General features: G+C 62.2%; 24 protein-coding genes and 1 riboswitch. Of the genes, 11 read left to right on the forward strand and 13 right to left on the reverse strand.

Going from position 1 to position 21,703, the window contains the following annotated elements; genetic code table 11:
- Nucleotides 1-113: 113 nt before the first annotated feature.
- Entirely contained in the window at nucleotides 114-758 is a 645-nt protein-coding gene (locus Q1B16_RS00305; RefSeq protein WP_299783808.1) for a L,D-transpeptidase, read from the forward strand.
- A gap of 6 nt (nucleotides 759-764) precedes the next feature.
- Here Q1B16_RS00305 and Q1B16_RS00310 read toward each other — a convergent pair whose 3' ends face one another.
- Nucleotides 765-983, reverse strand: coding sequence for a hypothetical protein (locus tag Q1B16_RS00310; protein ID WP_299785946.1), 219 nt, complete (start codon nucleotides 981-983; stop codon nucleotides 765-767).
- A gap of 298 nt (nucleotides 984-1,281) precedes the next feature.
- On the opposite strand from Q1B16_RS00310, the gene Q1B16_RS00315 reads away from it, so the two are divergent.
- On the forward strand, nucleotides 1,282-2,154 hold the full coding sequence (locus Q1B16_RS00315; protein WP_299783810.1) for a DMT family transporter: 873 nt from the start codon (nucleotides 1,282-1,284) through the stop codon (nucleotides 2,152-2,154).
- 4 nt (nucleotides 2,155-2,158) lie between these two features.
- Here the strand turns inward: Q1B16_RS00315 and aroC are convergent, their stop codons facing one another.
- Nucleotides 2,159-3,259, reverse strand: a complete 1,101-nt coding sequence (gene aroC / locus Q1B16_RS00320; RefSeq protein ID WP_299783812.1) for a chorismate synthase — start codon at nucleotides 3,257-3,259, stop codon at nucleotides 2,159-2,161.
- Nucleotides 3,260-3,438: 179 nt separating this feature from the next.
- A riboswitch (TPP riboswitch) is annotated at nucleotides 3,439-3,540 on the forward strand.
- A 36-nt stretch (nucleotides 3,541-3,576) separates the two neighbouring features.
- On the opposite strand from aroC, the gene Q1B16_RS00325 reads away from it, so the two are divergent.
- From Q1B16_RS00325 to Q1B16_RS00335, 3 genes are read left to right on the forward strand one after another with little or no spacing between them, the layout of a single operon-like run.
- The gene (locus Q1B16_RS00325; RefSeq protein ID WP_299783814.1) at nucleotides 3,577-4,566 is read left to right on the forward strand and encodes a thiamine ABC transporter substrate binding subunit; all 990 of its coding nucleotides are present in this window, start codon (nucleotides 3,577-3,579) and stop codon (nucleotides 4,564-4,566) included.
- Complete coding sequence (locus Q1B16_RS00330) at nucleotides 4,542-6,071, forward strand: thiamine/thiamine pyrophosphate ABC transporter permease ThiP (protein ID WP_299783816.1); 1,530 nt, start codon at nucleotides 4,542-4,544, stop codon at nucleotides 6,069-6,071. Before Q1B16_RS00325 ends, Q1B16_RS00330 begins: the two co-directional genes overlap by 25 nt.
- On the forward strand, nucleotides 6,055-6,759 hold the full coding sequence (locus Q1B16_RS00335; RefSeq protein ID WP_299783818.1) for an ATP-binding cassette domain-containing protein: 705 nt from the start codon (nucleotides 6,055-6,057) through the stop codon (nucleotides 6,757-6,759). The genes Q1B16_RS00330 and Q1B16_RS00335 overlap by 17 nt, the downstream gene beginning before the upstream one ends.
- A gap of 84 nt (nucleotides 6,760-6,843) precedes the next feature.
- Here the strand turns inward: Q1B16_RS00335 and Q1B16_RS00340 are convergent, their stop codons facing one another.
- The 3 genes from Q1B16_RS00340 to petA are packed head-to-tail and all read right to left on the reverse strand — an operon-like array spanning nucleotide 6,844 to nucleotide 9,587.
- On the reverse strand, nucleotides 6,844-7,632 hold the full coding sequence (locus Q1B16_RS00340) for a cytochrome c1 (protein ID WP_299783820.1): 789 nt from the start codon (nucleotides 7,630-7,632) through the stop codon (nucleotides 6,844-6,846).
- Between the two features lie 17 nt (nucleotides 7,633-7,649).
- Nucleotides 7,650-8,996: a cytochrome b gene (gene petB, locus Q1B16_RS00345; RefSeq protein WP_299783822.1), complete on the reverse strand. Its 1,347-nt coding sequence runs from the start codon at nucleotides 8,994-8,996 to the stop codon at nucleotides 7,650-7,652.
- 12 nt (nucleotides 8,997-9,008) lie between these two features.
- Nucleotides 9,009-9,587, reverse strand: coding sequence for a ubiquinol-cytochrome c reductase iron-sulfur subunit (petA, locus tag Q1B16_RS00350; RefSeq protein WP_299783824.1), 579 nt, complete (start codon nucleotides 9,585-9,587; stop codon nucleotides 9,009-9,011).
- Between the two features lie 218 nt (nucleotides 9,588-9,805).
- Here petA and Q1B16_RS00355 point away from each other — a divergent pair, with 218 nt between their 5' ends.
- A complete protein-coding gene (locus Q1B16_RS00355) occupies nucleotides 9,806-10,474 on the forward strand; it encodes an outer membrane beta-barrel protein (RefSeq protein ID WP_299783826.1) in 669 nt (222 codons plus the stop codon).
- On the opposite strand, the gene pssA is transcribed toward Q1B16_RS00355, so the two are convergent.
- From pssA to fsa, 7 genes are all read right to left on the reverse strand, one after another.
- Entirely contained in the window at nucleotides 10,471-11,229 is a 759-nt protein-coding gene (pssA, locus tag Q1B16_RS00360) for a CDP-diacylglycerol--serine O-phosphatidyltransferase (RefSeq protein ID WP_299783828.1), read from the reverse strand. The genes Q1B16_RS00355 and pssA overlap by 4 nt on opposite strands.
- Entirely contained in the window at nucleotides 11,226-11,888 is a 663-nt protein-coding gene (locus Q1B16_RS00365) for a phosphatidylserine decarboxylase (protein ID WP_299783830.1), read from the reverse strand. Before Q1B16_RS00365 ends, pssA begins: the two co-directional genes overlap by 4 nt.
- 88 nt (nucleotides 11,889-11,976) lie before the next feature.
- Complete coding sequence (locus Q1B16_RS00370) at nucleotides 11,977-12,582, reverse strand: glutathione S-transferase (RefSeq protein WP_299783832.1); 606 nt, start codon at nucleotides 12,580-12,582, stop codon at nucleotides 11,977-11,979.
- 116 nt (nucleotides 12,583-12,698) lie between these two features.
- The gene (locus Q1B16_RS00375) at nucleotides 12,699-13,319 is read right to left on the reverse strand and encodes an FMN-binding negative transcriptional regulator (protein ID WP_299783834.1); all 621 of its coding nucleotides are present in this window, start codon (nucleotides 13,317-13,319) and stop codon (nucleotides 12,699-12,701) included.
- A gap of 87 nt (nucleotides 13,320-13,406) precedes the next feature.
- Entirely contained in the window at nucleotides 13,407-14,333 is a 927-nt protein-coding gene (locus tag Q1B16_RS00380; RefSeq protein ID WP_299783836.1) for a tyrosine recombinase XerC, read from the reverse strand.
- Nucleotides 14,330-15,034, reverse strand: a complete 705-nt coding sequence (locus Q1B16_RS00385) for a DUF484 family protein (RefSeq protein ID WP_299783838.1) — start codon at nucleotides 15,032-15,034, stop codon at nucleotides 14,330-14,332. The genes Q1B16_RS00380 and Q1B16_RS00385 overlap by 4 nt, the downstream gene beginning before the upstream one ends.
- Before the next feature lie 126 nt (nucleotides 15,035-15,160).
- A complete protein-coding gene (fsa, locus tag Q1B16_RS00390) occupies nucleotides 15,161-15,814 on the reverse strand; it encodes a fructose-6-phosphate aldolase (RefSeq protein WP_299783840.1) in 654 nt (217 codons plus the stop codon).
- 79 nt (nucleotides 15,815-15,893) lie between these two features.
- Here fsa and Q1B16_RS00395 point away from each other — a divergent pair, with 79 nt between their 5' ends.
- Complete coding sequence (locus Q1B16_RS00395) at nucleotides 15,894-18,092, forward strand: primosomal protein N' (RefSeq protein WP_299783842.1); 2,199 nt, start codon at nucleotides 15,894-15,896, stop codon at nucleotides 18,090-18,092.
- 90 nt (nucleotides 18,093-18,182) lie between these two features.
- Here Q1B16_RS00395 and Q1B16_RS00400 read toward each other — a convergent pair whose 3' ends face one another.
- Nucleotides 18,183-18,560, reverse strand: coding sequence for a nuclear transport factor 2 family protein (locus Q1B16_RS00400; protein ID WP_299783844.1), 378 nt, complete (start codon nucleotides 18,558-18,560; stop codon nucleotides 18,183-18,185).
- Nucleotides 18,561-18,848: 288 nt separating this feature from the next.
- Between Q1B16_RS00400 and Q1B16_RS00405 the strand changes: the two genes are divergently transcribed.
- The 4 genes from Q1B16_RS00405 to Q1B16_RS00420 are packed head-to-tail and all read left to right on the forward strand — an operon-like array spanning nucleotide 18,849 to nucleotide 21,565.
- Complete coding sequence (locus Q1B16_RS00405; protein ID WP_299783846.1) at nucleotides 18,849-19,646, forward strand: S49 family peptidase; 798 nt, start codon at nucleotides 18,849-18,851, stop codon at nucleotides 19,644-19,646.
- Nucleotide 19,647: 1 nt separating this feature from the next.
- Nucleotides 19,648-19,815: a hypothetical protein gene (locus Q1B16_RS00410; RefSeq protein ID WP_299783848.1), complete on the forward strand. Its 168-nt coding sequence runs from the start codon at nucleotides 19,648-19,650 to the stop codon at nucleotides 19,813-19,815.
- Between the two features lie 7 nt (nucleotides 19,816-19,822).
- Nucleotides 19,823-20,770, forward strand: a complete 948-nt coding sequence (locus Q1B16_RS00415) for a calcium/sodium antiporter (protein WP_299785948.1) — start codon at nucleotides 19,823-19,825, stop codon at nucleotides 20,768-20,770.
- A gap of 15 nt (nucleotides 20,771-20,785) precedes the next feature.
- The gene (locus Q1B16_RS00420; protein WP_299783850.1) at nucleotides 20,786-21,565 is read left to right on the forward strand and encodes an SDR family oxidoreductase; all 780 of its coding nucleotides are present in this window, start codon (nucleotides 20,786-20,788) and stop codon (nucleotides 21,563-21,565) included.
- The last annotated feature ends 138 nt before the right edge of the window (nucleotides 21,566-21,703 follow it).

The following is a 21,703-nucleotide window of genomic DNA, read 5'->3' on the forward strand; positions in this document are numbered from 1 at the left end:
ATTCGAAATATATTTGAAACCAACAGGCGTTTGGCGGTTTCTCTATCAGGAAAGCAATTTACAGATGATCGGCGCGCGGTCTGCTCCGGCCCGATCGGTTTGAAAGGTTACGTATGTTCACACGACGCCAGATGATTGCAACACTTGGTGTGTTGGCAACGCCCGCCCTTGCCGGACAAGCGCTTGCTGCGCCCAGCAAATGGGATTCGTGGGATGCTCAGGTTACGCCTGCGAATTTCGACCTGAGCTCCACGAACCCGTGGGGTCTGCATCCCCGCTACCTCCCGCAGCGTGTGACGGCAAAGCCGGGCCTGACCCCGGGCGATGTCCATGTCGATGCCGTGGCGCGGTATCTCTACCATATTCAGGACGACGGCACCGCGATGCGTTACGGCGTCGCCATTGGCCGCGACGGTCTTTACGAGCCGGGCGTCTATACGATCCGTCGCAAGGCGAAATGGCCGAAATGGACTCCGACGCCCGCGATGATCGAACGCGAGCCCGAGAAATACGCGCGCTGGGAAGAGGGCATGCCGCCCGGACCGGAAAACGCCTTGGGATCACGCGCGCTGTATCTCTTCGTGGGCAACCGCGACACCTATCTGCGCATTCACGGCACACCGGCACCGCGGTCCATCGGCACGCGGGCCAGTTCGGGATGCGTACGCATGGTGATGCCGCATATCAACCAGCTGTACGAACAGGTCGATACCGGCGTGACCGCGTATCTCTACCCGACTGACGGCGGGACGCTGTAATCGCCCTTAGCTTTCGTCAGGCGACCTGACGCAAATCGGGTTGCCGTTGGTTGTCCGCAGCGGCAGTTCCGTCGTCTCGACGGGGCCGCGATGCGTGTACCAGTAGCATCCGTCCTCTGGGCGGATGCGCGCCGTGGTCAGGTCCTGATAGGACGCTGCAATCGACGAAACCGATTCCGGCACAGTTGCGGCGCCACCGCTACCGGGTCCCCCCGTCGTCGGCATCGGCTCGCATGCCGCGAGGCCAAGAAACATCAAAAAGCCCGCGAGGATCGCCTTCGGTCTGGTCATGTCGCACTCATTCCATTGTGTTTTGCTGCCCGCGAAGCTTGCACTAGTCGCGCACCGTCGCAAGACCGTGGACAACGATGCCCAAGCGATCATGGCAACTGTGCCGCAGGCGTCTTGCGCGCCGCCCGCAAGATGTCAGACGTTGAAGTTCCGCGCGCGCGATGTGTAGATGGCATCTCCCGCGACCATCGCCCGAGCGCCGTCGCAATCTTTCCCGCCACCGGAGGCCAATTTGGACATTCGCGCAATCCTGATGGGACTGGCCTTTGCAGTCATGTGGTCCTCGGCCTTCACCTCGGCACGGATCATCGTCGCAGACGCGCCGCCCCTGATGGCCTTGGCGTTCCGGTTCGCAATATCTGGTGCGCTGGCCGTTCTGATCGCCCGCTGGATGGGCCAGAGCTGGCGCCTGACGGCCCCACAATGGCGCGCGACGATCATCTTCGGCATATGCCAGAACGCCCTCTATCTTGGCCTCAACTTCGTCGCCATGCAACGGATCGAGGCGTCGCTAGCCGCGATCATCGCCTCGTCCATGCCCTTGCTTGTCGGTGTGGCCGGATGGGCCTTCGCCGGTCAGCGTATTTCACCCTTGGGCTTGATCGGATTGATCGCGGGGTTCTTTGGGGTCGTCATCATCATGGGTGCACGGCTGGATGCGGGCGCGGATCTCTACGGGATCGGCCTGTGCCTTCTGGGCGTCCTGTCCCTGACCGTTGCAACTCTGGCACTGCGCAATGCCAGCTCGGGCGGTAATTTCATGATGGTGGTCGGATTGCAGATGTTGATCGGCAGCGCCGCACTCTGGCCCGCGGGCCTGCTGCTCGAAACGCCCGAAGTCACGCTGTCGACTCGCCTTATCCTGGCATTCATCTACACCACGCTCGTACCCGGCCTCGCCGCAACCCTGGTCTGGTTCTGGCTGGTCAACCGCATCGGTGCGGTCAAGGCCGCGACGTTCCACTTTCTCAACCCGTTCCTCGGGGTCGCCATTGCCGCAGTGATCCTGTCCGAAACCCTGGGCGCGATGGACATCATCGGCGTGATCATCATCACCTGCGGAATCCTCGCCGTGCAAATCTCCCGGCAGACCGGATCGACCTGACGGCTTACCCGATCTTGCCCCGGTTCTCTCCGATCTGACCGCGATGCAGCAGCAGGTGGTCGAGGATGACACAGGCCATCATGGCCTCCCCCACGGGCACGGCACGAATACCGACGCAGGGGTCGTGGCGGCCTTTGGTGATGATCTCGGTCTCTTCACCGGACTTGGTGATCGTGCGTCGCGTCGACAGGATCGACGAGGTCGGCTTGACCGCGAACCTTACCACGATGCCTTGCCCGGTCGAGATCCCGCCAAGGATGCCGCCCGCGTGGTTCGAACTGTACTCCGGCCCTTCCGGCCCCATGAATATCTCATCCGCGTTCAGCGTTCCCGTCAGCATGGCCGAAGACATGCCCTCACCGATTTCGACGCCCTTGACCGCGTTGATGCTCATCATCGCCGCCGCCAGATCGGTATCGAGCTTGCCGTAGATCGGCGCACCCAGCCCCGCCGGCACACCGCGCGCCACCACTTCGATGATCGCACCGACGCTTTCGCCGGATTTGCGCAACCCGTCGAGATACTCGGCCCAGTCGGTCGCCGCTGTCGCGTCAGGTACCCAGAACGGGTTGTTCTCGATCTCGTCCCAGTCGAACCGATCCCGGTCGATCTTATGTGGACCCATCTGCGTCATGTAGCCGGTGATCTGCACGCCCGGCAGCAACGCCTTGATCGCCTGGCGCGCGAGTCCCCCCGCCGCGACTCGCGCCGCGGTTTCACGCGCCGAGGACCGACCCCCACCACGATAGTCGCGGATCCCGTATTTCTGCCAGTAGGTGATATCCGCGTGCCCGGGGCGGAATTTCTCCATGATGTCGGAGTAATCCTTGGAACGCTGATCGGTGTTTTCGATCATCAGTTGCACCGGCGTGCCGGTGGTCTGACCTTCGAAGACGCCGGAAAGGATCTTGACCTCATCCGCCTCGCGTCGCTGGGTGGTGTATTTGTTCTGCCCCGGTTTGCGACGGTCGAGCCAGTGCTGGATCATGGCTTCATCGATCGGCACGCCCGGCGGACAGCCATCCACAGTGGCACCCAGCGCAGGCCCGTGGCTTTCGCCCCATGTAGTGACGCGGAAGAGATGTCCGAAGGTGTTGAGGCTCATGGCGGTCTCCTTGGCTTGAGCGTGTCCTAGGGCAGGGGGCGGCGGCGCTCAAGGAGTTTCGAATTGGCTGCGCCAATCCGACAGCTTGGGGGCCAACCCCCAAACCCCCGGAGTTTATCTCGCAAGATAAAGGAAAAGCGGATTTCGACTTGAACGCGGCAGGCCGCGCGTCTACCTGTTTCAATACCTCGGGGTGCCAGACAGCTGGCTGAGATGCGTGATGCGAACCCGTTGAACCTGAACCGGTTAACACCGGCGGAGGGAAGGTCTGGATCCGTATCCTGCTTTGCCCTCTCGTCGCAAAACAGGAGTGAGCCATGAAAACGGCCCTTTCATTTGCTGCGGGACTTCTTGCCACGACCACGCTGGTCGCTGCGCAGGACACACCCGTTCTGACTGTCTACGCGGGCGACTATATCGTGTCCGAGTGGGGCCCCGGCCCCAAAATCGAAGAGATGTTCGAGGCGCAATGCGCCTGTGATCTGCAATTCAAGCCGGGGGATCTCTTGCCTCGTATCCTGCTTGAAGGGGCGCAGACCGACGCCGATATCGTGTTCGGCCTGAACACTGACGTGACCCAGCGCGCCCGCGAAAGCGGACTGTTCGCGCCGCACGGTCAGGACATCTCGAGCCTGACGCTTCCGGTGGAATGGACGGATGAGGTATTTCTGCCCTACAATTACGGGCACACGGCGTTCATCTACAACGAGGAGCGCATCTCGGATGTGCCCGAGAGCTTTGACGCGCTCTTGAACGCGCCGGACGATCTCAAGATTGTCATCCAGGATCCACGGTCCTCGATCTCGGGCCTCGCCTTGGTGCTGTGGGTCAAGGCGATCTACGGCGACGAGGCCGAGGCGGTCTGGGAACGGCTCGCGCCGAAAATACTGACAGTCACGAAGGGCTGGTCGGAAAGCTATGGGCTCTTCACCGATGGCGAAGCCGACATGGTGCTGAGTTACACGACCTCGCCCGCCTATCACATCATCGCCGAGAAGGACCGCACCAAGAAGGCCGCGATCTTCCCCGAAGGTCATTACTTCATGGTCGAATTGTCGGCCAAGGTGGCGGGCACCGATGTTCCCGAGCTGGCGGATCAATTCCTCGAATTCCAACTTTCCGAAGAGTTCCAGACCATGATTGCCACCGGCAACTGGTCGTTCCCGGCCAAGCTCGATCCCGAGAAATGGCCCGCGGGCTTCAAGGAGCTGAACCTGCCGGAAAAAGTGCTGTTCTATACCGAGGAAGAGGCCGCCGCGTTGCGGGATGAAACGGTCGAGGAATGGCGCCGCGCCCTCTCTCAATAACGCTCGCAGCACTCGCGGCGTTGACCGTGGCCGGTCTGGTGATCGGCCCGGTCACGGCGGTGATCCTGCGCGCCGAGGCGTTCTCCGGCTTCCGTCCGGCGGATTGGCAGGCGTTACGTTTCACCCTTGTGCAGGCCACCCTGTCTGCCGCGTTGAGCGTGCTTTTCGCCATTCCGCTGGCGCGGGCCCTGGCCAGACGGCGTTTCGTCGGGAGGGGCGTTCTGGTCGCGCTTCTGGGCGCGCCGTTCATTCTGCCGGTGATCGTGGCGGTGCTTGGCCTTTTGGCGGTGTTCGGCCAGTCTGGGCTTCTCAACCGGGGACTGGCGCCCTTCGGTGTGCCCGAGCTGCAAATCTACGGTTTGCACGGCGTCGTTCTGGCGCATGTGTTTTTCAACCTGCCGCTGGCGACGCGTCTGATCCTGCAAGGTTGGCTCGCGATGCCCGCCGAACAGTTCCGGCTTGCTGCCACGCTTGGGATGGGTCGTCGCGCGATGTGGCGCGCGGTCGAACTGCCGATGCTGCGCAAGATCGTGCCGGGCGCCTTCGCGGTGATTTTCGTGATTTGCCTGTCCTCCTTCGCTGTCGCCCTGACGCTGGGTGGTGGACCGAGGGCGACGACGCTGGAATTGGCGATCTACCAGTCGATGCGGTTCGATTTCGACCTCGCCCGCGCGGCGGTGTTGGGGCTGGTGCAGCTGGCCCTGGCCCTCTGCGCGGGATTGATTGCGCTGCGTGTGACCTCGCTTCCCGTTGCGGCAAAGGGGCTGGATCGGATTGTTCCGCGTTGGGATCGGGTGGATACCTTATCACGCATCCTCGATGCGGTCTGGATCGGGCTTGCCGCATTGTTCCTGCTGACACCGCTCGCGATGGTGGTTTTGAATGGGGTCGCAGAGATCACCACGCTTGGCGCGTCGGTCTGGCAGGCGGCGGGCCATTCGATCATGGTCGCGCTTGGGTCGACGCTGCTGTGCCTGCTTTGGGCGCTGCCTCTGGCGACGCGGTGGGGAGAATGGCTCGGCCTTGCCGGGATCGCGCTGTCGCCGCTCGTGCTTGGTATCGGCCTGTTCCTTATCGTGCGCCCCTTCGCCAACCCGTTCGAGCTGGCGCTTTATGTCACAGCGACTGTCAATGCCTTCGTCAGCCTGCCCTTCGTGCTGCGCATCCTGCGCCCCGAGGCCGAGGCGATCCGGGCAGACTACACGCGGTTGCGCGACGCGCTTGGATTATCCGCCTGGGCGTGGGGGCGCTGGGTGTTCCTGCCGCGCCTGAAGCGCCCCTTGGGGTTTGCGGCTGGCCTGACTGCGGCCTTGTCCATGGGCGACCTCGGGGTCATCGCGCTGTTTGCCGATCCCGACCGGGCGACATTGCCGCTCAAGGTCTATCAACTGATGGGCGCCTACCGGATGGAGCAAGCAGCTGGAGCGGCTCTCCTGCTGCTTCTGCTGAGCTTGGGTCTCTTCTGGCTGTTCGACAGGGGAGGGCGCGTTGGCTCTTCACCTTGATCATATCCATGCCCGATCCGGCACTTTTGATCTCACTGCGGATTTGCGGATCGAAGCTGGTCAACGGGTTGCCATCATCGGCGCGTCCGGGTCGGGCAAATCCACCCTGCTCGACGTGATTGCCGGGTTTCTGCCACCTGTCTCCGGGAAGGTCCTCTGGAACGGCGCGGACATCACCGCAAAATCGCCTGCCGACCGACCCATCAGCATCTTGTTCCAGGACACCAACCTGTTCCCGCATCTGACAATTGCCCAGAACCTTGCGCTGGCTCTCAACCCGGCTACGGGGCGTGTGCGGTCTGGGGGCATGGCGTTGATCGAAGAGCGTCTTTCGCGGGTCGGCCTGTCGGGGTTCGGTTCTCGCCGCCTGTCCGAGATGTCGGGTGGGCAACAAAGCCGGGCGGCGCTCGCACGAGTGCTTGTGCAGGCGCGGCCGGTCGTTCTTCTGGACGAACCCTTTGCGGCTCTGGGGCCTGCACTGAAGGACGAAATGCTGGCTCTGGTGGCTGAGGCGGCCGAGGCGGAGGGGCTGACGGTGCTACTGGTCTCGCACGACCCCAAGGACGCCCGCCGTTTTGCGCAGCAGAGCATCGTGGTCGAGGCGGGGCAGGTGTCGCCACCGCAGGACACAAACGCGCTTCTGGACAACCCGCCACCGGCTCTGCGGGCCTATCTCGGTGCGGGCTAAGCCGCGCTTGGGGCAACGTGCCGATGCATGAAAAAAGCCCCACCGGATTGGTGGGGCTTTTCCATTGTTGTCCTCAAAAAGAGGTTATTCTTTCGCGCGGGCCTTGACCGGCGCCCAGAGGCGCTTGTTGGTCAGATAGAGCAGGACCGACAGAACGGTCAGGAACACGACCCCGACAAAACCGGCTTGCTTGCGTGCCATCAGCTTTGGCTCTGCTGCCCACATCAGGAACGCGGCCACGTCTTTCGACTGCTGTTCGATGGTGGCTTCGGTGCCGTCGGAGTATTCCACGTCGTCACCATAAAGCGGCGGCGCCATGGAAATCCATCCGCCCGGGAACGCTTCGTTCTCGTACAGGATCGCTCCAGCCTCTTCCTTGTCCTCACCGGTGTAACCGGCAAGGAGTGAGGCGATATATTCCGGGCCGCCCATGCCTTTGAACAACTGATTGATGCCCAAGCCGTAGGGACCGTGGAACCCGGCACGGGCTTTCGCCATCATGCTGAGGTCAGGCGCGCCAGCGGCGTTGTTCTCGGGGAAGTGATCCGTCGGACGCGCCGGGCGGAAGTCTTCCAATTCCTCGTCATAGACCTCGAAGAACTGCTCCGCATAGGCACGGACCTGATCGTCAGGCATACCGGGACCGTCCTCGGCGGACAGCGTCCGCAGCGGGACATACTTCATCCCGTGACAGGCAGAGCAGACCTGGGTGTAAACCTGAAGGCCGCGCTGCAACTGCGCCTGATCGTAGGTGCCGAACGGGCCTTCGAACGAGAAGTCGTAGTTCTCGACGTGACCCGATGCTCCGGCGGCATACGCGCCGGAGACAGGTGCCAGGGCCAAGGTGGCCGCGAGGGCAAGTTTCTTAAGCATTGTTCGCTTGTCCTTTCTTACTCGGCCGGGGTCGCAGCAGGTGCGCCCTCTGTGGTCGAGGACTTGCCATAGTGCGCCTTGAAATCGTCTTCGATCGTGTCGGGCTGCGGCAGCGGCTTTTCAAGCACGCCAAGCAGCGGCAGGATCACAAGGAAGTAGGCGAACCAGTAGGTGGAACCGATGAGGGCGATATACGGATAGATACCTTCCGCCGGCATCGCGCCAACCCACATCAAAACAAAGAAGTTCACGACGAACAGCCAGAACCACCACTTGAACATCGGACGGTAGCGACCCGAGCGCACCGACGAGGTGTCGAGCCACGGCACCAGCGCCATGACGATAATCGCACCGAACATCGCCAGAACGCCGAAGAACTTGGCGTCCACGATGCCGCCGGTCAGGAAGCTTGCCGCGATCACGACCCAGACGTCGCCGTCGAAGGCACGCAGGATGGCGTAGAACGGCAGGAAGTACCATTCCGGAACGATGTGTGCCGGTGTCACCAGCGGGTTCGCTTCGATGTAGTTGTCCGGGTGGCCAAGATAGTTCGGCATGAAGCCGACAACCGCGAAGAACACCACGAGGATGATCGCCAGTGCGAACAGGTCCTTGATCACGAAATAGGGCCAGAAGGGCAGGGTGTCTTTCTCGGCATCCGCCTTCGACGTGCGGCGCACTTCAACACCGGTCGGGTTGTTGTTGCCCGTGGTGTGGAAAGCCCAGATATGCACGATCACCAGACCGGCAATCACGAAGGGCAGCAGGTAGTGAAGCGAGAAGAAGCGGTTCAGCGTGGCATTGTCCACGGCAGGTCCGCCCAGCAGCCAGGTCTGGATCGATTCACCGATGAACGGGATCGCGCCAAAGAGACCGGTGATCACGGTCGCACCCCAAAAGGACATCTGTCCCCAAGGCAGAACGTAACCCATGAACGCGGTGCCCATCATCAGAAGATAGATCAACATACCGATGATCCACGTGATCTCGCGCGGCGCTTTGTAGGAGCCGTAGTAGAGACCCCGGAAGATATGGGCGTAGACCGCAACGAAGAACAGCGAGGCGCCGTTCATGTGCAGATACCGCAGCATGGCGCCGCCGTTCACGTTCCGCATGATGTGCTCGACGCTGGCGAAAGCCAGATCGACGTGCGGAGTGTAGTGCATCACAAGAACGATGCCGGTGATGATTTGCAGCGCCAGGCAGAAGGCCAGGACGATGCCCCAGATCCACATCCAGTTGAGGTTCTTGGGCGTGGGGATCATCAATGTGTCATAGGCCAAACCGACGATCGGCAGCCGCTTGTGCAGCCACTTCTCTCCGCCGGTCGACGGCTCGTAATGGTCGTGAGGAATTCCAGACATTCGCGCGTCTCCTTATCCCAGCAGGATGGTTGTTTCGTCAACGAATTCAGCGGGGGGAACCGGAAGGTTCTCCGGGGCGGGACCACGGCGGATCCGGCCCGACGTATCATAGTGCGACCCGTGGCAGGGGCAGAACCAGCCGCCGACGCCACCATCGACAGTGTAATCGCCCGCATTGCCCAGCGGCACACAGCCAAGGTGCGTACACACGCCCATCTGAACCAGCCATTCGCCGGTATCGTCCAGAGCGCGATTTTCATCGGTCGCTTCCGCTTGGCCGTCGATATTCGCATTGCGCGCGATCGGATCGGGCAGGTCGGAAATGTCTACCGAACGCGCTTCGGCGATTTCGGCTTCGGTTCGGCGACGAATAAAGACCGGCTTTCCGAGCCACTTCACAGTGATCTGCGAGCCTTCCGAGACGCCCGACACGTCCACGCGGATCGAGGACAATGCCAAAACGTCAGCCGACGGGTTCATCTGGTTGACCAGAGGCCAAACCGCTGCACCGGTGGCAACAGCGCCTGCACCGGCAGTCGCGTAGTACAGGAAGTCCCTCCGGGTGCCTTCGTGGTGTTCTGCGTTGGACACGAGGTTATCTCCATTTAACGGCCGATCGTCTGGCCACAATACGGGTTAGGCCGCACTCTGGGCGGCGTTCCGAACGGGTATTTAGCGGGCTACCCCCTAGCCGTCCACCTCCAGACGACCTAGGTTAGGAATAAGCGCCGAAGTGTCGCGGTAATTGGCCCTGACGGTGCCACAATGCCATGTTACGCATCGGCCAAACACGAAACGGACGGCTTCCCATGCAGAAAACGATTCTGTCAGGTATTCTTGCTCTCGGAGCGATTGCAGCGGCATCACCGGCTTTGGCCGAGATGGAGCTTTCGATTTACACCGGTTGGCAGACTGCACCGCATAGCCGCGTCACCGGTGATTATCCCGGCAGCGGCGAAGATTTCGATGCGCTGATCGGCTGGGAAGGCCGGTCCTTCGAGATGCCGCCTTATTATGGCGTGCGTGGCACGTGGTGGAAGAACGAAAAGCTCGGCTTCGGGCTCGAATTCACCCATACCAAGGTTTACGCCCCCGATGATGAGAAAGAGGAGATTGGCTTTTCCGATCTCGAATTCACCGACGGTTTGAACATCGTGACGGTCAACGCTTATCAGCGCTGGCCGGGTCTGTGGGCCGAAGGCGCTCTGACACCCTATGTCGGTGGCGGCATCGGCATCGCGGTTCCGCATGTCGACATCGATACGACGACGGGGATCGAGGAATACGGATTTCAGTACACCGGCCCGGCGGCCCGTCTGACGGCGGGCTTGAGCTACGATCTCAACGATCGCTTCGCCGTGTTCGGTGAATATCAGTTCACCTATTCCAGCAACGATGTGGACCTGCCCGAAGGCGGATCGCTCGAAACCGACATCAAGACGAACGCGCTGAACGTCGGTCTCACGCTGAAGTTCTAGTTTTCCTTCGTTTCCCGCGTTTGCGCCAAAGCGCGGCGCGACGCCGGCAACATCCAGATCACCGCTCCGATATAGATCAGGCTCAGCACGACCAGGGCGATCCAGGTGTAGATCGCAACGGCAGCGCCGATCGCGGCAAATCCCACCAAAAACACTTTGACCCGCCGCTGGCTGATGCGCGTGGTCTTGAAGGACCACACCGGAAACCGTCCGATCATCAACATACCGATCCCGGCGATATAAATGGCCAGCAACACGTCGGGAATGATCTGTTCGCTGTCGAAAGCGAAGGACGCGTACATCGGCAGCATCACCAGAATGGCCCCGGCAGGGGACGGAATCCCAAGGAAGTACGCGTTTTCGGCCGATCCGGTCTCCGCCTTGCGGGCGACGTTGAACCGCGCAAGACGTGTCACGGCGCATACGGCGTAGACGAGAACCGCCAACCAGCCCAACTGCCGGGTATCATCTAACGCCCACACGTAAAGAAGCATCCCCGGCGCGACCCCGAAATTCAGGAAATCCGCCAGTGAGTCGAGCTCGGCTCCCATCTTGCTGTCGCTGCCAAGCGCACGGGCCAAACGTCCGTCCAGCCCGTCGAGGATCGCCGCCAACAGGATCAGTTGCACCGCCAGTTCGTAATTGCCCTGCAACCCGAACCGGATTGCCGTCAGACCTGCGCAGATGGCGGTGACGGTCAGCATGTTCGGCAGAAGCTGAACCAGCGTCAGCTTTTCGCCCGCGCCGTTTGTCATTTGGTCAGGTCCGCAATCACGGTCTCGCCCGCAACCATCGTCTGGCCGATCTTCACCGACGGCTCGACACCATCGGGCAAGTAAATGTCGAGACGCGATCCGAACCGGATCAGCCCGAACCGCTCTCCTCGATCCAGAACCGCGCCCTCTTGCGTAAAGCTCAGGATCCGCCGCGCCACCAGACCGGCGATCTGGGTTACGGTCAGGATGCGGTCGTCCTCCATCCGGATGACAAGCGAATTGCGCTCATTGTCCTCGCTCGCCTTGTCGAGCGACGCGTTCAGAAACTTTCCGGGCTTGTAGGCGATCTTTTCCACCTTCCCGGCCACCGGCGCGCGGTTGATATGGCAGTTGAACACCGACATGAACACGCTGACCCGTGTCAGCGGCACCTCGGGCAAGCCAAGCTCGCGCGGCGGCACCGCCGGTTCGATCAACGACACGATGCCGTCGGCGGGGCTGATGACCAGACCCGGCGCATCCGGCACCACCCGTTCGGGATCGCGGAAGAAATAGTAACACCAGATCGTGAGACCCACGCCGATCCAGCCCAGCACGTCTTCGATCGCGAACAGGACAAGTGTCACCGCCGCGAAGATCGCGACGAACTTTCGCCCCTCCGGGTGCATCGGCTTGATGAATGTATCGGTCATGCGCATCGCGGCAATATCCTCTCAAAGCGTTGCGCGTCGGTAAACCCGCGCAGGCCAACGTGCAAGGCATCCCGTCATGACGTGCCGTCGCGGCTCAGGGATCGGGATGCGTCGCCACCATGCTGTCGCGCTTCGAGAACGTCTCGAACCATGCCGCAAGCCCATCGCGCCCCGTCCGCCATGAGCGTTCGTTGTGGCGCAGGTCGAGATAGCCAAGCGCACAGGCCACGGCGATATGCCCCATGTCCATGCGCCCATTGAGATGGCTCATCCAGCGCGTGTTCAACGCATCGAGCGCACGGGAGACCTTGCCCCACTGGCCTTCGACCCAGTCCATCATGACCTTCTCTTCGGGCCGGAAGCGTGTCTCGTAGACCATCAGCACCGCCGCATCGAGAATTCCGTCCGCCGTCGCCTCGAGCGTCAGCGTGTCCCAGATCCGATGTTCCGGATATAGCCCCGCATTGGCCCGCGCATCCAGGAACCGGCAAATCACCCGGCTGTCATAGATCGTCGGCCCGTCCGACCGCACCAGCGCCGGGATCTTGCCCACCGGGTTCGCCGCGATCAGTTTGGAATCGGGGGCCAGCGGAGTGGTGGCCACATCCACGTGCTCGATGTCGTCATATTGCCCGGTTTCGTACAGCGTGACGAGCACCTTGCGGACGAAGGGCGAGGGGCCTGAACGAAGAAGTTGCATCTGTCTGCTCCCGATATCTGTGATGAGAAAGGTAATACCTTTGCACGCCGATTGCCAAGCGGCACGTCTCGATGCGTCAACGCATCGCTTACGCTAGGCCAACCGAACGTGGGCCGTCACAGAACCGGAGGGTCCGCCATCAACGCGGCCAGTGCCTCAAGCTCTGTCCCAATCCCGCCGAGAACAGAAGCCGCCGCGCTTTCCCGGACCTCATCGGGTTTGTTCTGACCCAATTTCCATGTTGCGGCAATATCCTCGACCACCATGCGGCAGGGCACGATCATGCGCATCATCTTCTCAAGAACCTCCGGCGTCATCTTGTCGGTGGTCCAGGGTCGTTTCGGGGCAAGCCGGGTTTCGAAGAACGCCGACTGCGTGTCCAGCACCTCGCGCATTTTACCATGTGGTAAAAGTTCCAGAACCCCGGTGATCTGCACCGCAACGTAGTTCCAGGTCGGCACCTGGTCCGCGACGCCGTACCAGTCTGGCGAGACATAGGCGTCCGGGCCCGTCACGGCGATCCGCGCGGGCAGCGGGGCCTTCAACGCCCGGGCAATCGGGTTCGACCGCACCAGATGGATCAGCACCTCGCGCCCGTCCTCGGACAGCAGGATCGGCACATGCGCCACCATCGGCACGGGATCGCCGTTCATCAAAAGCGTACCAAACGCGCGGTCGCGGACAAATGCGATGTCCTTGGCGTGATCCTGGCTGTGGAAATTTGGGTTCGGGTGCATGTCGGAAACTCGAAAGCGGCGGAAGCAACGCGATCTCAATCGCATGCCCCCGTCAGAAAATCCCGCCTTTTATTGTAACCGTCACACTCACCCGGCCTTGGGATGCGACGCCTCGTAAACCTTCATCAGATGCACTGTATCGACCGAGGTATAGGCCTGCGTCGTCGACAGCGAAGCATGCCCCAGCAATTCCTGGATCGCCCGTAGATCGCCCCCGGCGGCCAGAAGATGGGTCGCGAAGCTGTGCCGCATCGCGTGCGGTGTCGCGGTCGCGGGCAGTCCGAGCTGCATCCGCGCCTGTTCGGTGACTTTCTGCACCAAACGCGCGTTCAACGCGCCGCCCCGCACACCGCGAAAGACCGGGGCGGCAGGCTCCATCTCGAAGGGGCACAACCGAACATAGGTCTGGACCGCCTGCCGCGCGATCGGCAGGACCGGAACGACCCGTTCCTTGCCGCCCTTGCCGATAATCCGCATCGCTTCGCCCAAGGGCAGGTCCCGCCCGGTCAGGCCAAGCGCCTCGGAGATCCGCAACCCGCACCCATAAAGCAGCGTCACCACCGCCATGTCGCGCGCACCGACCCAATCCTTTTGTGATTGCTGCCCCACCGTTTCGATCATCGCCCGGGCCGCATCTTCGTTGAGCGGGCGGGGAAGCTTTTTCTGAAACTTCGGCGCCCGCGTCGACAGCACGGCGGTGGGTTCGAACCCCTCACGCTCGGCCAGCCAGCGGTAGAAGGATTTGACCGCCGACAGCTTGCGCGCAAGCGACCGGGGGCTTGCGCCGCCACCGCGGGTATGTGCCATCCAGGCCCGCATATCCGGCACCGCAATCCGCGCCAAGGGTGCAAGCCCCTGCGCCTCGCCGGTGTACTCGGTCATGAAAGCGATGAAATCCACCACGTCGCCGCGATAGGCGGTCAGCGTGTTCTCCGCCGTTCCGTTGAGCGCGCGGCTCGACGCGAGCCATCCCTCCAGCGCGTCCCGCGCCGCCGGAGAGATCGGGACCGTCACGACAGCCAGCGCCGCATCTGGCGCTCGAACACACCGGTGAAGAAGGTCAGAAGGTCGGTGCCCTGCTGTGGCGTGAAGTGATGCGGATCCTCGGCCCCCATCACCAGCAACCCCGGCAACCGTCCCGGCCCGAAATCCAGCTTGAGACACGCCTCCGACCGGATCCAGTCGGCCTTTTCGCCGTAAATCTCGCGCGTTCCGGTCTCGATCTGGCGCAAAGTCACCTGCCGCGGCGCCGTGTTCCGCCCCGCCGTGAGATACTCGTCGATGAAGCCCGGCGCCGCCACCGACAGCACCGATCCCAACCGTTTGATCGCGGGGTCCTCGTCATTCTGCACCGATTCCAGCACCAGCTTGATCACATCGACGCGCAGGATCTCGGCCACGTCCCCGCCCAGATCGCGCAGGAAGGGTTCGAACTCGACCGGATCCATAAGCCGCAGGATCGCGCGATGCACCTGGTTCGTGCCGGCAAGGTTCTCATAAGCCGCCGCGATCACCGACCGGTGCGTGTCTTCCAGCCGGTCCAGCCTCGCCTCGAGCCGGTCCATCGCGATGCCGCGCAGATCGACGATATTGCCGCCCATCGCACGTTCGTTCGCGGCAATCAGCGCGCGCATGAGATCCTGATCCTCCAGAATCACATCGGGGCGCGTCATGATCTTTTCGCGCAAGTCGTCGTCGATACGGGGGCTGCTCATGCCATTCTCGTGTTCTTGTATTTTGCCGGACCCTATCAGCAGAGCAAAAAAGATGCCCGCATTTTTTCAATCAAATGCGGGCAACTTGCAAAACTGTGACAGATCAGACCGGCGAAAGCGCGCGGCTCAGAGGATCTTGATATTAGCCGCGGCGGCGTCTTTCACGAACTGGTCCAGACCCTTGTCCGTCAGGACGTGGTTCGCCATCGCCTTGATCACACCCGGAGGCGCCGTCGCCACGTCGGCGCCGATCTTGGCGCAGTCGCTCATGTGATTGGCGGTGCGGATCGACGCGGCGAGGATGTTCGTCTCGAAGCCGTAATTGTCGTAGATCTCGCGAATATCGGCGATCAGGTCGAGACCATCCATGTTCAGATCGTCCAGACGACCGATGAACGGAGAGATGAATGTCGCGCCGGCCTTGGCCGCCAGAATGGCTTGATTGGCCGAAAAACACAGCGTCACGTTCACCATCTTGCCTTCATCGGTGAGCACCTTGCACGCTTTCAGCCCGTCCCAGGTCAGCGGCACCTTCACCGCGATGTTCTCGGCAATCTCGGCCAGCTTGCGGCCCTCCGCGATCATGTCCTCGGCCTTGAGCGCGACCACTTCCGCCGAAACCGGACCTTCGACCAAATCACAGATCTCTTTGGTCACTTCGAGAATATCGCGTCCCGATTTCTTGATCAGCGAGGGGTTGGTCGTCACCCCGTCCACCATGCCCAACGCGTTGAGCTCCGCGATCGCGTCAATTTCCGCTGTGTCGACAAAGAATTTCATGGCTGTCGCTCCTCTGATGGGTTGGCCTTTCCTACCTTGGGCTTTACCCCATGACAACGAGGACGGAAACCCTGAACCGATGGCGCTAACATCCAGCTATTTCGACGAAGGCGCGCTGATCGGCGTGTTGACCACCCAACCACTGGACCGGGTGCTGGATTATCGTGCACCCGAAGGCGGCTGTCATCTGGGCGCATTCGTCGAGGTGCCGCTGGGGCCGCGCAAGGTGCTTGGCGTGGTCTGGGGACCGGGCAAGGGCGACTACGACATCTCCAAGGTGCGGTCTGTCATCCGCGTGCTCGACGCCGCGCCGATGCGCGAGGAACTGATGGCCTTCCTCACCCGCGCCGGGGATTACACGCTCACCCCGATGCCCGCGATGCTGCGGCTGGCCACCCGCGCGCCGGGGCTGGGCGATCCGCCCTCCATGCGCAAGATCTACCGACTGGGCGACACGACCCCTGATCGCATGACCGACGCCCGCACCCGCGTGCTCGACGTGTTGCGCGACATGGGCGGGTTGTCCCTGACCCTCAGGGAGTTGGCCGACGCGGCGGGCGTCACCACCTCCGTGGTCAAGGGCCTCGCCAAGCTGGGTGCCGTGCGCGAGGAAGACAGCCCGCGCGACACACCCTTCCCGACGCTCGACCCGACATACGCAGGCAAGGACCTCACCGAAGACCAGTCCACCGCCTCCGCCACCCTGCGCGCCGCAGTCGCCACACGCAGCTACGGCACGACCCTTCTCAAGGGCGTCACCGGATCGGGCAAGACCGAGGTCTATCTCGAAGCCGTCGCCGAATGTCTGTCCCAAGGCCGTCAGGCGCTGGTGCTGCTGCCGGAAATCGCTCTGACCGCCGAATTCCTCACCCGCGTCGATGCACGCTTCGGGGCCAAACCCGCCGAATGGCACTCCGGCGTCACGATCACAGACCGCCGCCGCGTGTGGAAGATGGTGGCACAGGGCGGCGCGCAGTTGGTCGTCGGCGCGCGCTCGTCGCTCTTCCTGCCGTTCCGCGATCTGGGGCTGATCGTCGTGGATGAGGAACACGACACCTCCTACAAACAGGAAGACGGCGTGCTCTACAACGCCCGCGACATGGCCGTGCTGCGCGCGTCGATCTGCGGCGCGCAGGTGATCCTTGCTTCGGCCACGCCCAGTCTTGAGTCCTGGGCCAATGCCGATGCGGGCAAATACACCAAGCTCGAACTGACCTCGCGCTTCGGTGCCGCCGTCATGCCCGAAATGCGCGCCATCGACATGCGCAACGAGGACCTGCCCGGGTCAAGCTGGATCTCTCCAACCCTGCAACGCGCGGTGCAACAACGGCTTGATCAAAAAGAACAGGCGCTGCTCTTCATCAACCGCCGTGGCTACGCCCCCGTCACCATCTGCCGCGCCTGCGGGCACCAGATCGGCTGCGACCACTGCGATGCGCGCATGGTGGAACATCGCTTCCTCAAGCGCCTCGTCTGCCACCAATGCGGCGAGACCAAACCGCTCCCCAGCGTGTGCCCCTCCTGCGAAGCCGAAGACAAGCTCGCCGCCGTCGGTCCCGGTGTCGAACGCCTCGCCGAAGAAGCGCAGGCGCTCTTCCCCGACGCCCGCCTCGCGGTGCTCTCGTCGGATATGTTCGGCTCTGCCCGCGCGCTGAAGGCCGAGATCGAGACCATCGCCAGCGGCGGCGCGGACCTCATCATCGGCACGCAGCTTGTCGCCAAGGGCCACAACTTCCCGCTCTTGACGCTGGTTGGCGTCATCGACGCCGATCTGGGCTTGCAAGGATCGGACCTGCGCGCGGCGGAACGCACCTTCCAACTGATGCGGCAGGTGGCAGGCCGTGCGGGACGCGCCGACAAGCCGGGGCAGGCGCTGATGCAGACCTACCAGCCCGAACACCCGGTGATCCGCGCGATCCTGTCCGGCGATGAACAGGACTTCTGGACCGCCGAAGCGGGTGAACGCCGTGCTGCCGGTGTGCCGCCCTATGGACGCCTCGCCGGGATCATCCTGTCATCCACGGACGTGCAAGAGGTGTTCGACCTCGGCAACGCCCTCGCCCGAAACGACGCCCCCCTGCGCCGCGCCGGTGCCCAGGTATTCGGTCCCGCACCGGCCCCAATCGCCCGCGTGCGTGGCCGCCACCGCGTGCGCCTGCTGGTCAAGGCCCCCAAGGGCACCGCGCTCCAACCCGCCCTTGCCGAATGGGTCGCCCCGTTCAAGCTCAAGGGTGAACTGCGCATGGCCATAGATATCGACCCGCAGAGTTTCTACTGACTGAATTGGGCGAGAAAGTTCGCACCGAGCCGCCCGGAAGATCAATTCGTGGCGATGTTCGCCGGTTCGCGATCTCGCGTCGCGCTCTGCCTATTTCGGCATCATGAAGAACTCTTCGCGAACGATCATGCCGTCTTCGACCGTGTAGATGGCGATCTCTCGGAGCGTCATCTGCCGACCGGTCTCTTTATGCGTCACCTCGACCTCGAACCGTACGGCGAAGCGGTTTGGCGGATGGACATAAGGCCCGTCGGCGTCGAGCTTGTTGATCTCGTGTGCTGCCGCCCACACTTCGCGTTTCGTCTGGATCGCACCGCGTCCCTTGGCGATCCGCACCTCGCGACCGGGCGGAACGACCGCCTCGACCGATTCCGCGTTCTCGGTGTAAAGTTCGTCAACATGCGCAATGCCGCGACGATCCCGCATCGCTTGAACGAAGTCGCGCCCGAGTTTGACCAGATCTTCCATGGCAGTCCTCCTCATTGCTTTCGCAGTGTACCATCCTTCCCGAAGGCGGGACTTGACTAGGATCATGGTGACCGAGTTTGACCGCATGCCGATGTGGCACATGCAGAAGTCGCCATACGCAAAACCCTAACAAAACCTTAATAGGACCGATCCGGTCCAAAATGTTTCGCGCGCGAAACAATAGGTCAGGATGCGCACCCTTTCTGACCAGAGGCGAGCGGCCCACAGCGCGCCCCTTTTTCCGCCCATGCCTTGTATGCCCACGCAGGCCAATCTACATGGGCTTGCATGAAGCGATTTATCCCTTTCGTGAAGTCCGACCCCACGGTCGCCGTCGTCCGCCTTCAGGGCACCATCGCGGCCAGCACACGCGGCACTCTGAGCGATGCGAGCCTGCGGACGTTGCTGGAAAAAGCCTTCCGCAGGGGAAAGCCAGCCGCGGTCGCTCTCGAGATCAATTCGCCCGGTGGATCGCCGGTGCAAAGCTCGCTGATCGGGGCTCGGATCCGGCGCCTGTCCGAAGAGACCGAAATCCCGGTCTACGCTTTCGTCGAAGATGTCGCCGCGTCCGGTGGCTACTGGATCGCCAGCGCCGCGGACGAGATCATCGCCGATCCCAGTTCCATCCTTGGCTCCATTGGCGTCATTTCCGCAAGCTTCGGCGCGCATGTGTTCCTGCAACGCCAGGGGATCGAACGGCGCGTGTATACGGCGGGCAAGTCGAAATCCATGCTCGACCCGTTCCGCCCCGAGAACGAAGAGGATGTGGCCCGCCTGAACCGCTTGCTGGGCCAGTTGCACGACACCTTCATCAATCAGATCAAATCCCGCCGGGGCAGCAAGCTGGCCGACAATCCCGATCTCTTCACCGGGGAAATCTGGGTCGGTCAGAATGCGGTGGATGTCGGTCTGGCCGATCACGTCGGACACCTCGTCCCGATGATGAAGGACCGCTACGGCGACAAGGTCAAATTCCGCCGCTACGAACAGCGCCGCCCGTTCTTTAGCCGTTTCGGTGCGAAACTCACATCCGATGCGCTTAGCGCCATCGAAGAACGCGCCGAGTTTGCGCGGTACGGGCTGTGACGTGATCCTCAAGATCGTCTTTCTCTTCCTGATCTTCATGGGCGTGCTTGCCATGTTCGGAAAGCTGCGCATTCCCGGCGCCAAACGTCTTGCCAGTGCCAAGTGCCGCAAGTGCGGGCGCTACCGCATCGGCAAGGGGCTGTGTCCCTGTAGCGGAAAGGCAGGCTGACATGCTGATGATCTGGGGAGGTGTCGCCATCGGGTTGGTGATCCTGCTTCTTGCAGGGGATGCGTTGGTCAAAGGCGCCGTCAATCTGTCGCTGCGCATCGGTATTCCGGCCCTGATCGTCAGCCTGACCGTTGTGGCCTTCGGCACGTCCGCGCCGGAACTGCTCATCTCGATCAAGGCCGCGATGGAGAACGTGCCGGGCATCGCGCTGGGCAACGTCGTGGGATCGAACACGGCGAACATCCTGTTGGTGCTGGGCATCCCGGCGCTTCTGGCGGTGATGCACACCAGCGAATGCAACACGCGCAAGAGCTACGTGATCATGCTGGGCGCGTCGGTTCTGTTCATCGCGCTGGCGTTCCGGGGTGTCTTTGACTGGCTCGCAGGCATTGTCCTGTTGATCGTGCTGGCGGTGATCCTGGGCGACTCCATGCGAGAAGCCCTCGCCCATCGCCGCGCCGGGAAAGAGGCGGAGGACGAGGAAGAGCCCGAAGGGGCCGATCCCGACATGCCGTGGTGGAAGATCATCCTCTATCTCGTGCTGGGTTTGGTGGGCCTTCCTTTGGGTGCGGACCTCTTGGTCGACAGCTCGGTCGAGATCGCGACGTTGTTCGGCGTCAGCGACACGGTGATCGGGCTGACGCTGGTGGCATTGGGCACCTCGTTGCCCGAGCTTGCGACCACCGTGATGGCGGCGCTGCGCCGTCAAGCGGATGTGGCGCTGGGCAACGTGATCGGGTCAAATATGTTCAACCTTTTGGCCATCATCGGTGTCGCCTCCCTGATCGCGCCGATCCCGGTGGATCCGGAATTCCTGCGCTTCGATCTCTGGGTCATGCTGGGCGCGTCGCTTCTGATTTTCCCGCTTGTCTTCCTCAAGCGTGACCTGACCCGGATCTGGGGTGTGGTCTTGTCTGCGCTCTATCTGGGCTACATTGCGCTTGTCATCATGTAAGCGCGGAGGGTCCTCATGAGCAGAGCATTGATCACAGGCGCCGGAAAACGGCTGGGCCGTGCTATGGCCCTCTACCTTGCCGATCGCGGATATGACATAGCCGTGCACTACGCCACGTCGGGGGACGAGGCCGAAGAGGTCGCGGGCATGATCCGGGCGAAGGGTCAGAGCGCCTGCACGGTTCAGGCCGATCTGTTGAACGAGGACGAGACACAGGCGCTGGTCGACAAGACCATCGAGGGCATCGGCGGACCGTTGACGGTGCTGATCAACAACGCGTCTATTTTCGAGTATGACACTCTCGAAACCGCCACGCGCGACAGCTGGAACCGGCATCTGGACAGCAACCTGCGCGCGCCATTTGTGCTGACCCAGAATTTCGCAGCGCAACTGCCGGACCCGGAAACCGATGACCGGGACGAGCCGGTCGCGCCGGGGCTGGTGGTGAACATGATCGACCAGCGGGTGCGCAAGCTGACGCCGGAGTTCATGACCTACACCATCGCCAAGATGGGTCTCTGGGCCTTCACCCAGACCAGCGCCCAGGCTCTGGGTCCGAAATGCCGGGTCAACGCCATCGGTCCGGGGCCAACCCTTCGCGGCGGCCGCCAGAGCGAAGAGCACTTTGCCAGACAGCGCGCGGCAACGGTTCTGGAACGGGGTGCCAACACCTCGGATATCACCGGGGCGCTGGGCTATTTTCTGGACGCGCCGGGCATCACCGGGCAGTTGCTGTGCGTGGATGGTGGACAGCATCTTGCGTGGCAGACACCGGACGTGATCGGCGTGGAATGATGTATCCCGCGAGCAAGTTTTGCACCGCTCGCGTTGACGTAACGAAACCGTTACAAAAGTCTTAATGTTTTCAGTCCCTTGTCGCGCGTTAACAAATTTTAGTATTAGTATCAATGAGTTACATTGGCGCCTAAAAAT

Origin of the sequence: uncultured Marivita sp., from assembly GCF_947488135.1 — a bacterium.
Lineage (GTDB): Bacteria > Pseudomonadota > Alphaproteobacteria > Rhodobacterales > Rhodobacteraceae > Marivita.

Bases quoted from the DNA above. Each gene is read 5' to 3' on its own strand.
- Q1B16_RS00365 (WP_299783830.1), bottom strand. From the start codon at position 11,888: ATGCGCATGACCGATACATTCATCAAGCCGATGCACCCGGAGGGGCGA.
- Q1B16_RS00330 (WP_299783816.1), top strand. From the start codon at position 4,542: ATGGCGCCGCGCCCTCTCTCAATAACGCTCGCAGCACTCGCGGCGTTG.
- Q1B16_RS00400 (WP_299783844.1), bottom strand. From the start codon at position 18,560: ATGGAAGATCTGGTCAAACTCGGGCGCGACTTCGTTCAAGCGATGCGG.
- petB (WP_299783822.1), bottom strand. From the start codon at position 8,996: ATGTCTGGAATTCCTCACGACCATTACGAGCCGTCGACCGGCGGAGAG.
- Q1B16_RS00420 (WP_299783850.1), top strand. From the start codon at position 20,786: ATGAGCAGAGCATTGATCACAGGCGCCGGAAAACGGCTGGGCCGTGCT.
- pssA (WP_299783828.1), bottom strand. From the start codon at position 11,229: ATGACAAACGGCGCGGGCGAAAAGCTGACGCTGGTTCAGCTTCTGCCG.
- Q1B16_RS00310 (WP_299785946.1), bottom strand. From the start codon at position 983: ATGCCGACGACGGGGGGACCCGGTAGCGGTGGCGCCGCAACTGTGCCG.
- Q1B16_RS00385 (WP_299783838.1), bottom strand. From the start codon at position 15,034: ATGAGCAGCCCCCGTATCGACGACGACTTGCGCGAAAAGATCATGACG.
- fsa (WP_299783840.1), bottom strand. From the start codon at position 15,814: ATGAAATTCTTTGTCGACACAGCGGAAATTGACGCGATCGCGGAGCTC.
- Q1B16_RS00415 (WP_299785948.1), top strand. From the start codon at position 19,823: ATGATCTGGGGAGGTGTCGCCATCGGGTTGGTGATCCTGCTTCTTGCA.
- Q1B16_RS00375 (WP_299783834.1), bottom strand. From the start codon at position 13,319: ATGCACCCGAACCCAAATTTCCACAGCCAGGATCACGCCAAGGACATC.
- Q1B16_RS00340 (WP_299783820.1), bottom strand. From the start codon at position 7,632: ATGCTTAAGAAACTTGCCCTCGCGGCCACCTTGGCCCTGGCACCTGTC.
- Q1B16_RS00370 (WP_299783832.1), bottom strand. From the start codon at position 12,582: ATGCAACTTCTTCGTTCAGGCCCCTCGCCCTTCGTCCGCAAGGTGCTC.
- aroC (WP_299783812.1), bottom strand. From the start codon at position 3,259: ATGAGCCTCAACACCTTCGGACATCTCTTCCGCGTCACTACATGGGGC.
- Q1B16_RS00305 (WP_299783808.1), top strand. From the start codon at position 114: ATGTTCACACGACGCCAGATGATTGCAACACTTGGTGTGTTGGCAACG.
- Q1B16_RS00325 (WP_299783814.1), top strand. From the start codon at position 3,577: ATGAAAACGGCCCTTTCATTTGCTGCGGGACTTCTTGCCACGACCACG.
- Q1B16_RS00355 (WP_299783826.1), top strand. From the start codon at position 9,806: ATGCAGAAAACGATTCTGTCAGGTATTCTTGCTCTCGGAGCGATTGCA.
- Q1B16_RS00395 (WP_299783842.1), top strand. From the start codon at position 15,894: ATGGCGCTAACATCCAGCTATTTCGACGAAGGCGCGCTGATCGGCGTG.
- Q1B16_RS00405 (WP_299783846.1), top strand. From the start codon at position 18,849: ATGAAGCGATTTATCCCTTTCGTGAAGTCCGACCCCACGGTCGCCGTC.